Source organism: Carboxydocella sp. ULO1, assembly GCF_002049255.1.
Lineage (GTDB): Bacteria > Bacillota.
The window spans coordinates 60941-74547 of the sequence record NZ_BDLQ01000081.1; the positions used below are offsets into that span (position 1 = coordinate 60941).

Below are 13607 nucleotides of genomic sequence, written 5' to 3' on the forward strand. Positions count from 1 at the left end.
AAATGTAATCATTAGCAAACAATAGGATAATAAGAAGGACTTTCTGTTTTGATGTCGAATAACAAGATTTATAAACATATCTATCTTGGTTACATGCTGGCTTGCTTGCCTTGTGGAGGCGATAAAAAGACTCAATGAAAAGGTGAAAATAATGAAAGCAAAAGTTATAATAACCGGAGCGGCAGGAATGTTAGGGCAAGATCTGTGCTCTGTCCTGCAATCACAATGGGATGTATACGGATTGAGCCGGGAACAATTGGATATAGCCCAATATCTGCGGGTGGATGAGGTTTTGAAGAAAATTAAACCTGCAGTAGTTATAAATGCGGCAGCATACACCCAGGTTGATAATTGCGAAACGAATCAGGAAGAAGCATACCGGGTAAATGCTCTGGGTCCTCGTAATTTGTCAGTGGTATGTCAGCAAATAGGAGCTGCACTGGTTCAAATCAGTACTGATTATGTTTTCGATGGCAAGGGCACTCAACCGTATGATGAATACAGTCCGACTAATCCTCTTGGTGTTTATGGCAAATCCAAACTGGCAGGAGAAGAATTGGTAAAAACCCTGACCAATCGCTACTATATAGTACGCACCGCCTGGCTATATGGTAAAAATGGAAACAATTTCGTTAAAACTATTTTACGCCTGGCTGCTGAACGAGAATATCTTACAGTTGTTGACGACCAGACAGGGTGTCCTACTTATACAAAAGATTTAGCTGCTGCAATAGCAGAATTGCTTGAACAACCGGGCTCTTATGGAGTTTACCATTTTACCAACAGTGGTAGTTGCACCTGGTATGAATTTGCCAGAGAAATACTGAAAATTGCTGGGATAGAAAAAGACGTAAGACCCATCAAAAGTCATGAATTAAATCGACCGGCACCACGGCCGCATTATTCAGTTTTGGCAAATAACCTGGGGCCTTTAAATGGAGTAAAACCATTGAGAGAATGGCAGCAGGCTTTGAAAGAGTTTCTTAATGAAATCAAATTAATGGGGGATTGAAATGAAAGGTATAATTTTGGCAGGAGGTACTGGCTCTAGACTGTATCCGCTAACAAAGGTAACAAATAAGCATTTATTGCCGGTAGGCAATTATCCCATGCTGTATTATCCAATCAAACGTTTACAAGAGTGCGGGATTGAAGACATCATGATCATTACTGGCAAAGAACATGCCGGCAGTATTGTCAACCTGTTAGGCAGTGGTGCCGAAATGGGTTTGCGCTTTACTTACCGGATCCAGGATCAGGCGGGAGGAATAGCTCAGGCTCTTGGTCTCTGTGAGGAATTTGTCGGACACAATCAATGTATCGTGATTCTTGGTGACAATATTTTTGAAATGAATATTAGCAAGTATGCCGAAAACTTCCGGCGGCAAGGAAAGGGAGCCAAAATCCTGCTAAAAGAGGTGCCAGACCCTCATAGATTTGGTGTAGCAGAACTTAAGGACGGAAAAATCATCGGTATTGAAGAAAAACCCAAAAACCCCAAAAGCAATTATGCGGTAACAGGTATTTATATGTATGATCACCATGTTTTTGAGATCATCAAAACCCTTAAGCCTTCTGCCAGGGGAGAACTGGAGATTACCGATGTTAACAATGCTTATATCGCAAGTAATAGTCTGACTTATGATATTTTAGAGGGCTGGTGGACTGATGCCGGGACTTTTGAATCTTTTTATAGGGCTAATCAACTGGCAGCCACAATTGAATTAGATTTGTAAGTGGGGGTTAATATGGATACAATTGCCGGAGTAAAGGTAAAAAAACTGATTAAACATGTTGATGATCGTGGTTTTTTTATGGAAATTTTAAGGGACGATGACGAGCTTTTAACCAGGTTTGGACAAGCGTCCATGTCTTTAACCTATCCAGGTGTAATCAAGGCGTTTCATTATCATAAAAAACAAGATGATTTATGGTTTTTTCCTGTTGGCAATGCGCAAGTCGTATTATATGACCTGCGTCAGGATTCTCCTACCTACAAAATGACGAATGTCTTTTATATGGGAGAGCACAATCCCATCTTGCTAACAATACCCAAGGGAGTAGCTCATGGCTATCGGGTTTTGGGGAATGAACCTGCTGTCATAGTTTATTTTACTACGGAATCATATGACCGAAATAACCCGGATGAATTCCGGATTGCCTGGAATGACCCGGAAATAGGTTTTGATTGGACAACGAAAAACAGATAGGAGGATAATGGTGAATAAAAGAATTTTAGTTACCGGAGGAGCGGGTTTTATTGGTTCAAATTTTATAAGATATATGCTAAAAAAATACCCTGAAGTCCGGATAGTCAATCTAGATAAACTAACATACGCGGGTAATTTGGAAAACTTAAGAGATATAGAAGATAATCCGAATTATCGGTTTGTGAAAGGAGATATTGCAGACCCCATTGTAGTCAACCAGTTAGCAGCAGAGGTTGATTATATTGTTAATTTTGCTGCTGAATCCCATGTTGACCGCAGCATTGAGGATCCTTCAATTTTTATAAAGACAAATGTTATGGGTACCCAGGTGCTGTTGGATGCTGCTAAAAAACACGGGATAGAAAAATATTTGCAAATATCTACAGATGAGGTGTATGGATCCCTGGGACCGACCGGTTATTTTACTGAGGAAACACCCTTGGCGCCGAACAGCCCTTATTCGGCCAGTAAAGCTGCTGCTGACCTACTGGTTAGAGCGTACCATGAAACCTACGGTTTACCGGTACTGATAACCAGGTGCTCAAATAATTATGGACCCTATCAGTATCCAGAGAAACTTGTTCCTTTTTTCATTAAGAGGGCACTTGCAGATGAATATCTGCCGGTTTATGGCGATGGAATGAATATAAGAGATTGGTTACATGTGGAGGATCATTGCAGGGCGATTGATATGGTTTTGCAAAAGGGTAGAATAGGTGAAGTTTATAATATTGGCGGCAACAATGAAATGACGAATATTGAGATTACCAGGTTGATTCTCCGGGAATTAAACAAACCGGAAAGTTTGATTAAGTTTGTTCAGGATAGATTAGGGCATGACAGACGTTATGCTATTGATGCCAGCAAGATTAAAACAGAACTGGGCTGGCAGCCTGAGTATACTTTTGAGCAGGGAGTAAAGGAGACTATAAAGTGGTATCTGGAGAACAGGAAATGGTGGGAAAAAATTTAATCAAGGAAAAACGAATTAGATTTGGAGCGCATGTTAGCTTTATTTCCGAGATTCGTGAACTGTATGAATATAGAGGTCTTTTACTGAATTTAACGAAAAAAGAACTTAGCTTAAAATATAAAGGGTCAGTTTTAGGTTTTTTGTGGTCCTTTATGAATCCTTTGTTAATGATGACAATTTATTCAATCGTATTTACTACAATAATACGAATTGGGATTGAAGATTTTCCTATATTTTTCTTAGGCAATTTTTTACCATGGACTTTTTTTCAAATGTCAGTTTTGAACTGTGTATCTTCAATAGTTTATAACGCAAATCTTATTAAAAAGGTTTACTTTCCTAGAGAGGTAATACCTTTATCCATAACTATAGCAAATCTAATAAATATGTTATTAAGTTTTATTGTATTTTTATTATTCTTACTCTTTTTTGGAAAAAGCATAAACTATTCTGTGTTTTTTTTACCAATCGTAATCATTATACAATTCTTTTTTACAGCCGGTCTTGGAATGCTTCTAGCTGCACTTAACACGTTTTTTCGTGATATTGAACATTTGGCAAACGTAATATTTTTTGCCTGGTTTTATATAACACCAATTATTTTTCCTTTGTCAATGGTACCTAAAGATTATAAATTTATGTTTTTAATAAATCCTATGACGTTGATTATTACTAATTATACAGATATTTTATATTTTGGTAAATGGCCAAGTGTTAGTAATTTATTAACTTCGTTGTTTTTGGCAGGATTCGTTTTTCTAGCAGGGTACTATGTTTTTAATAAACTTAAATGGCTGTTTGCCGAGTATGTATAAAATAAATACTTAATGAGGCGATGATAGGTAATGTATGCAGTAAAGATAGTAGGTATTTCAAAGAAATTTAAGTTGTATCAACAGAGAACATATTCATTGAAAGAATTTTTGATACGAAGGAACAATCAATATGAAGAGTTTTGGGCGCTAAAAAATATCAATATTAATATTCCTAAAGGAAAGACTGTAGGATTAGTAGGTAAAAACGGATCTGGGAAAAGTACGTTACTTAAAATTATTGCTAGAATACTAAAACCAACTGAGGGGTTCATAGAAGTTAATGGAAAGGTTTCGGCTCTTTTGGAATTAGGTGCAGGTTTTCAAAGTGATTTTACGGGCAGAGAAAATATTTTTCTTAATGGCTCAATTTTAGGATTATCTAATAAAGAAATCACAAATAAAATGCAGGATATTATTGATTTTTCTGAACTGGAAGACTTTATAGATACTCCGGTTAGAAATTATTCATCTGGAATGTATATGCGGTTAGCTTTTGCTATTGCGGTAAATGTTGACCCAGATATTTTACTAGTAGATGAAGTTCTGGCTGTAGGTGATGAAGCTTTTCAAAAAAAGTGTTTAGAAAAAATTAATGAATATAAAGCTAAAGGTAAAACAATTATTATTGTCTCTCACTCTGCTGATTTAGTAGAAGCTTTTTGTGATTTAGCTGTTTTATTAAAGCAAGGACAAGTTGAAGACGTTGGAACTGCATCGGAAATAATAAAAAAATATCGCATGTTGGGATAAATGGGAGGTTTGGATGTGAACGATAATACCACTGTTTGGGATAATGTATTTGCTAGCTGGGATCCCAAATTGATACCGGTACCTTCTCCGTTAGCGTGTGAATTTATATATCTTTTTAAAAGTCTAGTTTCTGAAGGAGCTTGTCTTTTAGAGGTGGGCAGTGGAAGTGGAGAGATTTCAGCTGCTTTAGCACAAAACGGATATGAGTGTACTTTACTTGATGCTTCAGATGTCGCATTAAATTTAAGCAAACTTTTATTTGAAAATAATAATTGTAAAGGGAATTTTGTTAAAGGCGATTTATTTAATTTGCCTTTTCCTGATGAAAGTTTTGATATAGTTTGGAATAGTGGTGTGCTAGAACATTTTGATGACGTGGAAATAGTAGCTGCTCTTCGTGAAATGCGAAGGGTTAGTAGGAAGTTTGTAGTAGTTGCTGTGCCCAATGCATCATGTGTTTTTTATAGATTGGCTAAGTGGTATCTTGAGAGTCAAGATAAATGGGAATATGGAAAAGAAACTCCAAAATCCTCTTTAAAAAAGCTTTTTAGACAAGCAGGCTTCTCAAAGTCTATTATAGAAGGGTATTTAGGTTATGATTTGGGTATTAGCTGGATTAACAGGTTAGACCAAATTCCAGAAGGATTCGGGGAATTAATCAGGCATTGGTCTCAAGAGCTAAGAAATGATGAGGCATTAATATCAAGTCTTAGTTATTTATTAGTAACGATTGGACATAAGAACAATGATAGTTGGCTGTCTTTGGCAGGAGGGGACGTATTATTGCTTAAAAAGAAACTAGGCCTAGGTTTAAGTGAAAAAAGGACAAAGAAAATGGGAATAAATTCGTTAAATGAAAAAATCAAAGAACTCCAAGACACTTTAAATAACTTTATTTTGGAACGATTGTACATTGATTTGGAAAACGAAAGGAAACAAAATTTGGCGCTACAAAAGGAGTTAGGTGAACTCAGGGTGCAACTAACCAGTAGCCAGTATGATTTGTTTAAAAAAGAAAACGAAATTAAAGTTCTCGCAGAAGAACTTAATAAAGTAAAGGTACGTCTTGCTGAAATCATTGAAGAAAAAAATATTATTGAAACTAAATTAGAAACGGAAGTTGCCCATGTTACACAGGAAAAAAAGCTGTTGGAGGATACATTAAAATCAATCTATAATTCTCGTGCTTGGAAAGCTCTAACTCTATATCGCAAATGCAAATATGGATTATTAGAATTGTTTAAAAAAAAATCTGAGGTCGCTATAAAAAAAAATAATGAGCAGGTAAATGTAGGTTTAGAAGTACCGTTAGAAAATAATCCTTATCATATATGGAAGTATGATATCTTGTGTTTTCCAATTATAGACTGGGGTTTTCGCTATCAAAGACCACAGCAATTAATGACCCACTTTGCTGATAAGGGATATAGAATTTTTTACTTTACTACTACATTTAATCTAGCTAAAGAAAAAGATGAACCTAAATTAGAAATTAGAGAGATTAGGAATAATGTTTGGGAAGTCAAACTATCTCTTGTACGTAATCTTAATATTTATAAGGATAGCATTGACGATATAAATCTAAATATGCTTAAGAAATCAATCTTTGAGTTAAGAAAAAGATTTGGTATATTAATGGCATGTAGTATAGTAGATCTTCCCTTTTGGGGGAAATTAGCTTTTAGTCTAAAAGAAGAATTTGGGTGGAAGGTTATTTATGATTGCATGGATCAACACAGTGGGTTTTCAACAAACGATGATATAATGTTGAGAACAGAACGAGAACTGACACAGAAAGCGGACTTAGTAATAACGACTTCCAAAAAGTTGTTTAACGATAAAAGAACAGAAAACAGACATACAATTCTAATCCCTAATGCTGGTGATTTTAAGCATTTTTCTAATCCGCCTGATACCCAAAAACCGGATTATTTAAGTGGACCTGTAGTTGGTTATTATGGAGCAATTTCTGATTGGTTTGATGTTGAAATTATCAGGTATTCGGCGACAAAACATTTGGACTGGAATTTTTTGTTAATAGGGAGCACTTTTGGAGCCGACATTGAGCCACTGAAAGGATTAAAAAATGTTTTTCTATTGGGTGAAAAACCTTACGCTGAATTGCCAATGTATTTAAGCTGGTTTGATGTAGCAACAATACCTTTTAAGATTAATGAGTTGACTTTAGCTACAAATCCGGTTAAGTTTTTTGAATATATTGCGATGGGAAAACCAGTTGTTTCAATAAAACTACCGGAACTTGAGCCATATGCAGAACTTGTTTATCTGGCAGATAATAAAGAAGAGTTTGATAAAATGCTTGAGCTTGCTATAAAAGAAAAAGATATTGTTATAAAAGAGAAACGAATTTCTTTAGCAAAGGAGAATACATGGGAAAAACGATGTGAATTAATGGAACAGGAGATGTCTAAGCTATATCCACTGGTAAGTATTATAATTGTTACCTTTAATAATCTAAGTCTCACTAAGCAGTGTATTGATAGTATTTTTGCTAATACACTCTACCCTAATTTTGAGATTATAATAATTGACAATAATTCAAATGATGGTACAAAAGAATACTTAAAAGGATTGGAGGCTACCGATGCTAGGGTAACGGTTATCTTAAATGAAAAAAATTATGGTTTTGCAAAAGCTAACAATCAAGGGCTTAAAATTGCTAAAGGGGAGTTTTTAGTATTGCTAAATAATGATACCATTGTTTCAAGAGGATGGTTGGACGCCCTTGTCCAGCATGCAAAGAGAGAAGATGTTGGACTCGTAGGACCAGTTACCAATTCTATTGGTAACCAAGCAAAGATAGAGGTTGACTATAAGAGTCCTTCCGAAGTAAATGAATTTGCATGGAAGCATTGTTCAAAAAATAAAGGCATTATTTTTGATATACCTATGTTAGCTATGTATTGCGTGGTAATGCGGAGAGAAGTTTTTGAAAAAGTAGGATTTTTAGACGAGAGCTTTGAATTAGGTATGTTTGAAGACGATGATTATTCTCACCGAGTAAAGTTAGCTGGATACAGGGTAGTTTGTGCTGAGGATGCCTTTGTTCATCATTTTGGCGGGGCCTCATTTGGGAAATTGGAAGAACAACGTTATAAAGAAATTTTTGAGAAAAACAAGCGAAGGTTTGAAGAAAAGTGGAAAATAAAATGGAAACCACATTCTTATCGCTAAGTGATAAGGTGACTTGATGATGGAAGGCAAAACAATCATAATTCTAGGAGTAACCGCTTGGAACGATATTAGGCAGCGACCTCAACACTTTGCTGTTATGCTTGCAAGGAAAAATAAGGTTATTTATTTTAATCCTATAGTATCACCATTTACAGTGATTCAAGGGAAAATTAAAAGGGGAGTTTTTCCAAAAGTTTTTAGTTCAGAAGGGGTAATAATTATCGACCCGCCTCTTTTATGTCCGTTTTCCAATAAAATTAGGCTTATAAATAAGTTTAATGCAACAATATTTTCTCTGTTTTTTAGGGGCATGATTAATGAGAAAATTGATATTTTATGGGTAACTAGTCCGATCTGGGCGGATGTAGTTGGTAATTTGAAAAGTAACCATATAGTTTTTGACTGTATGGACAATTATCCTGAGTTTTTTGTAGGAAGAGAGAAAAGGAACTTCGAAAATCTAGAAAAAAAATTAGTGGTATGTGCTGATGTCATTATTACTTCTTCCCAAGAGTTATATTCTAAAATAAAGGAAAGATATAACCGTAGTAGTGATGTATTTTTAATACTGAATGGTGTGGAAGTTGAAAACTTTTTACCTGCAATAAAATATGACACACCAAATATTGAAAACCCCGTTATAGGTTTTGTTGGTAATATAGGAGCGTGGGTTGATTTAGATTTGATTGAATTTCTAGCTATTAGAAATCCACAGTGGGATATTAGGTTGATTGGGCCAATAAATCAGGGAATTAAGTATAGATCTAAAATGAAAAATGTTAAATTTATTGGTCCAGTGAATTATTATGAATTGGCTTCATTTATGAGAGAATTTGATATAGCAATAATCCCTTTTAAAAAGAATGAGTTAACAAAATATGTTAACCCGGTTAAAATATGGGAATATTTAGCTGCGGGGAAACCTGTGGTTTCAATTGGTATACCAAGTCCCTGTCCGGATCATCTTTGCCGGACATCGGAAAATTATGAGGGTTTTGAGGCTAACATTAAAAGGTTTCTGTCTGCTAACAGTTTTTCTCAGGAAAAGATAAAAGAAAGAGTAAATTTTGCAAGGGATAATTCCTGGGAAAAACGATTTGAGGAGATAGAGATCATACTTTCTAAAATGAATTAAGGTGAGTTATGAAAGTAACAATTGTTATTCCGAATTGGAATGGTGGAAAGTTCTTACGTCAATGTTTAAGTTCTTTAGTGACTCAGACTTTTACTGACTTCGAAACAATCCTGGTTGATAATGGTTCTACGGATGATAGTGTCTTAATGACCAAAAAGGAATTTCCTTGGGTACAAATTATATGCCTTGACAAAAATTATGGTTTTGCTTATGCAGTCAATCGAGGTATTGAGAATGCAAGAGGTGAGTATATAGCTTTATTAAATAATGATACATTTGTTGATCAAGATTGGTTAAAAGAGTTAGTTTATGCTCTTGATATCGATCCTGAAGTCAGCTTTTGTTCCTGTAAGATGTTACAGTTTGGTAATGAGGCTGTAATTGATTCTGTTTGCGATGTGTACACATTATCAGGTCAAGCGATTAAGCTTGGCTATGGTTTAAGAGATTGTGGGCAATATGATAGTTTGAAGGAAGTATTTGGAGCTTGTGCAGGTGCAGCGATTTACCGTAAAGAGTTTTTTGATAAGGTTGGCTTATTTGACGAATCTTTCTTCTGTTATTATGAGGATGTGGATTTAAATTTAAGGGCTGCGGCTAAAGGACTAAAGTGCGTATTTGTTCCTAAAGCAGTAGTTTACCACATAGGTAGTGCTACAACGGGTGGAAGGTATAATAAGTTTAATTTATATTATACGGGACGAAATTCTGTTTTAACCTTAAAGAAAAATCTACCAAAATCTCTCTTGCTTATACTTGTACCCTTGATTTTTTTAAGTAATATAGTACTAGTTATAAAATTTGCCTTTATAAAAATTAGTCTTGGTAAATGTTATCTTAAAGGTTTAATTGATGGGATTAAGGCTGACGTTTCAGTTCACTATACCAAACAACTGAATTTTTATAAAGGGCTAATTATTATGTGTCAAGGGTTTATACTAACATGTCAATTTAGGTTTAGTAGATTGAAATATGGATTAGAGGAAAAATGGCCATAATTATAAGAGTGATATGCATAATATACATTTTTTTAATACTTACTTATTCATTTTAAACTTTTTATGGGGGAGATTAAGTGGAATTGACATGGTTTATTATAAAGCATTATTTAATTATCATTGGTTTGTTAGTTTCATCATTTCTTTTAGGATTTATTTTTCTAAAAAAATTTAATTTTAAAACGGATCTGGAACTGTTCTTTTTTTCAACTTCACTAGGTATTGGTATTTGGGCAATTATACTGTTTGTCCTTGGTTTAATTGGATTATTATATAAAGAAGTTATTTATTTTATTAATATTGTTATTTTTATAAAAAACCTTTCTAAAAGTAACATAAATTTAAGAAGTATATTTTTGTCCAGAAAAGACTGTATTAAAGATAGTTTAATTATTTTAGGATTACTTTTTATAATTTACCCAATTTTTATTTTCTTTTTGTATCCACCTACCGCTTGGGATTCAATAAGTAGTCATTTAGCAGCAGCGAAAATCTATGCAAATTCTCATGCTCTCGTTTACACACCATATTTAAGATATCCTGTATTTAATCAGAATACAGAATTATTATTTTCAGTGATGCTTTTAATTGCAGATGATATTGCAGCTCAGTCAATTTCGTGGGTTGCTAATTTATTGGTTGTTATTGGTATTTATTCCTTTTCATCCCATTTTTTTAACAGAGGTGTTGGAATTATTAGTGTTACTTTCTGGTTATCAGCACCATTAGTCCTTCGTTTAGCTTCTATTGGCTATGTTGATATAAACCTTACTCTATTTACTGTAGCTGCTTGTTTTTCTGGATTCATATTTTTAAAAGAAACTGATATTGGATGGGCTTACTTATCAGCTGTATTTTTTGGATTTGCAGTGGGAACTAAATATTCTGCACTTATTGTAATTACTTTGTTTATATTACTATTATTTAGTCATTATTTAAAAGTTGGTGGATTTAGAGAAGCAATTAAACTGGGATTTAAATACGGAATGGTAGGTTTAATAATATCTTTACCTTGGTTTCTACGAAATTATTTTTATTCAGGGAATCCTTTTTTCCCGTTTTTTAGCAAAGTATTTGGTTTAGGAAAGATATGGACCAAAGACGACTATAACGGACAAATTCAGGATCTTCTTTACTCTCATGGTCTTCAGAAAAACATTGTTAACCTCTTAGATATACCTCATGAATTGTCATTTCATTGGGACCGCTTTTTAATTGAGGCCCCATTTACACCTATTTTCTTTTTCGGGCTAATTCTATTTTTAAGTGTTCCACAAAAAGGAAAATACATTTTATCTATATTTTTAATATGGGTTAGTTATTTAGTAATTTGGTTCTATTCGGCTCAGATACCTAGATACTTATTAATTATTTGGCCTCTTGCGTGTATTACTTTTGGCTGGGCAACAGATTATTGGATAAGTAAAGTTTTCTCTAGAGCCAAAATTAAAGATATTGCAGCATACCTTATTTCTGCTATACTTTTGTTTAATATTTCTTTACCATATTTACAAAGGGAATTAAACAACATGGGAGATTTGCCGGTTACTTCTGAAGATAGAGATGAATATTTATCTAGGTTGCTACCGACATATCCGGCATATAAATATCTTAACTCGCAAGAAAAATCAACTATTTATGCGTTACTTGACGAAAATATGAACTATTTTTATAAAGGGACTTTTATAGGGGATTGGTTTGGACCAGGAAGATACTCGCAAATACTTAATAGTATTAATTCGGGACAGGCTTTATATAATACATTAAAAAAGTTAAATGTTAAATATTTTGTCGTAAATCTTCAAAGAACCAAAAATATTTCTTTACCCAGTGATGAATTTTTTCAAAGTCATTTTTTGTTAGAATATGAAAATGAGTATGTTAAGGTGTTTTCTCTACATTGATAGTTAGTAAGTAATATATTTATTGAAGTAATAATTTGACTAGAAAGGTGTTTGCTATGAGTTTTTTTCCTAAAACGATTGTTATTATTCCTGCTTATAACGAAGAAAAAAGTATAGGAATTGTTGTTAAAAAAATATTAAAAATATATCCTGAGTTTACAATTCTGGTTATCGATGATGGCTCAAATGATAATACTGCTGATATCGCTTTTCAGGCCGGAGCTAAAGTTATTAGACTCCCACAAAATTTGGGAATTGGAGGAGCTGTGCAAACTGGTTATCTGTATGCATTATATAACAAATATGAGATTGCAATTCAAATAGACGCAGATGGACAACATAAGCCTGAAGAACTACATAAGATACTTAAACCGATTGTAGAAAAAGAGGCAGACCTAGTAATAGGCTCGAGATATGTAAAAAAGACCCAATACAAATCAACATTTAGTCGTAGAGTTGGAATGATTATCTTATCTGCTTTAGTTAGCTTAATAACGAAGCAAGTTTTTAAGGATACTACTTCTGGATTTAGAGCTGCAAATCGGAAGGTAATTAAACTATTTGCAAAGGAATATTCTACTGATTATCCTGAAGTTGATTCTTTGGTTGTAGCTAAGATGTATGGATTAAATATTAAAGAAGTTTCGGTTGAAATGGAGCAGAGGATAGCGGGTAGTTCATCTATAACACCTTTACGTTCAGTATATTATATGATTAAGGTTAGCTTATCTTTATTAGTTAGAGCTATTAGGTACGAAAGGATGACACTATGAAAAATATTTTGATTTTTTCATTTACAATTAGTGTTATTTTTATGATAATAATATTTGATTTAATTCGTAAAAAACTTCTCAAAGAACAATATGCATTGCTCTGGTTGTTTTTTGGTAGCATTATGATTATTTTATCAACAAATTCCGTTTGGTTAGATTTCATGGCCAGAGTATTGAATGTAATGTATCCTCCTTCTTTGCTTTTCTTATTCGGAATATTGGTTTGTCTCTTTCTGATTCTTCATCTCTCATTGGTGGTATCAAGACAATCAGAGCGAATAGTTAGGTTAACCCAAGAAATTGGGATTTTAAGACATGAAATTGAGAAAAGAAAAGATGGTTAAAATTTAATATTTTATAAACGACAATATAAATGTTTGCTTCTTAGATAAAGGTGAATTAATGGTATAAATTTTGACATGAAGGTGGTAGAAGAGTTGATAATTTTTCTAACGATTTTAAACTCAATGTTTATGGTTATCGGGCAAATAATGTGGAAATTGGGAGTAATAGGAAAAGAGATTAATAGTGTTTCACAGTTATTAAAGCTCTTCTTGAATCCCTTTATAATATTAGGCATTGCTATATATGTATTTGCTACTGGACTTTGGCTTTATATATTAAACAAAGGAGAGCTAAGTTATGTCTATCCTTTACAAAGTATATCCTATATTTTTGCATTGATGGCCGGATTGACTATTTTTAAAGAGAATTTAACTGCTTCTAAATTAATTGGAGTCTGTTTAATTTGTTTAGGAGTAGTAATGCTTGCTAGAAAGTAGATAAAAATGTGGACGTAAAGTTGGAGAAATGGGTCTGGACAGTTAATGTATTTGGGGTTATATTGGCAATTA

The 13607-nt window shown here is 33.7% G+C and carries 13 protein-coding genes; all 13 read left to right on the forward strand.

What is annotated here, in order from left to right:
• Nucleotides 1-151: 151 nt before the first annotated feature.
• Entirely contained in the window at nt 152-1012 is an 861-nt protein-coding gene (gene rfbD / locus ULO1_RS10535) for a dTDP-4-dehydrorhamnose reductase (RefSeq protein WP_079933549.1), read from the forward strand.
• Between the two features lies 1 nt (nt 1013).
• Entirely contained in the window at nt 1014-1736 is a 723-nt protein-coding gene (locus ULO1_RS10540; RefSeq protein WP_079933550.1) for a sugar phosphate nucleotidyltransferase, read from the forward strand.
• 12 nt (nt 1737-1748) lie between these two features.
• Nucleotides 1749-2210, forward strand: coding sequence for a dTDP-4-dehydrorhamnose 3,5-epimerase family protein (locus tag ULO1_RS10545; protein ID WP_079933551.1), 462 nt, complete (start codon nt 1749-1751; stop codon nt 2208-2210).
• A gap of 10 nt (nt 2211-2220) precedes the next feature.
• Nucleotides 2221-3183: a dTDP-glucose 4,6-dehydratase gene (gene rfbB, locus ULO1_RS10550; RefSeq protein WP_278308227.1), complete on the forward strand. Its 963-nt coding sequence runs from the start codon at nt 2221-2223 to the stop codon at nt 3181-3183.
• Nucleotides 3144-3998 carry an ABC transporter permease gene (locus ULO1_RS10555; RefSeq protein ID WP_143325447.1) on the forward strand — a complete coding sequence of 285 codons (855 nt, stop codon included), beginning with the start codon at nt 3144-3146 and terminating at the stop codon, nt 3996-3998. The genes rfbB and ULO1_RS10555 overlap by 40 nt, the downstream gene beginning before the upstream one ends.
• Before the next feature lie 30 nt (nt 3999-4028).
• Nucleotides 4029-4748, forward strand: coding sequence for an ABC transporter ATP-binding protein (locus ULO1_RS10560; protein WP_079933554.1), 720 nt, complete (start codon nt 4029-4031; stop codon nt 4746-4748).
• 15 nt (nt 4749-4763) lie between these two features.
• Entirely contained in the window at nt 4764-7943 is a 3180-nt protein-coding gene (locus ULO1_RS10565) for a glycosyltransferase (protein WP_159446889.1), read from the forward strand.
• A gap of 19 nt (nt 7944-7962) precedes the next feature.
• Nucleotides 7963-9078 (forward strand): glycosyltransferase, encoded by a 1116-nt coding sequence (locus ULO1_RS10570; protein WP_159446890.1) that lies wholly within the window; start codon nt 7963-7965, stop codon nt 9076-9078.
• Nucleotides 9079-9086: 8 nt separating this feature from the next.
• Entirely contained in the window at nt 9087-10076 is a 990-nt protein-coding gene (locus ULO1_RS10575) for a glycosyltransferase family 2 protein (protein WP_079933557.1), read from the forward strand.
• Nucleotides 10077-10153: 77 nt separating this feature from the next.
• On the forward strand, nt 10154-11980 hold the full coding sequence (locus ULO1_RS10580; protein WP_079933558.1) for a glycosyltransferase family 39 protein: 1827 nt from the start codon (nt 10154-10156) through the stop codon (nt 11978-11980).
• Nucleotides 11981-12015: 35 nt separating this feature from the next.
• Nucleotides 12016-12753 carry a glycosyltransferase family 2 protein gene (locus ULO1_RS10585; RefSeq protein ID WP_307167973.1) on the forward strand — a complete coding sequence of 246 codons (738 nt, stop codon included), beginning with the start codon at nt 12016-12018 and terminating at the stop codon, nt 12751-12753.
• Nucleotides 12750-13097: a DUF2304 domain-containing protein gene (locus tag ULO1_RS10590; protein WP_079933560.1), complete on the forward strand. Its 348-nt coding sequence runs from the start codon at nt 12750-12752 to the stop codon at nt 13095-13097. The genes ULO1_RS10585 and ULO1_RS10590 overlap by 4 nt, the downstream gene beginning before the upstream one ends.
• Nucleotides 13098-13190: 93 nt before the next feature.
• A complete protein-coding gene (locus ULO1_RS10595) occupies nt 13191-13535 on the forward strand; it encodes an EamA family transporter (protein ID WP_079933561.1) in 345 nt (114 codons plus the stop codon).
• Nucleotides 13536-13607 lie beyond the last annotated feature (72 nt).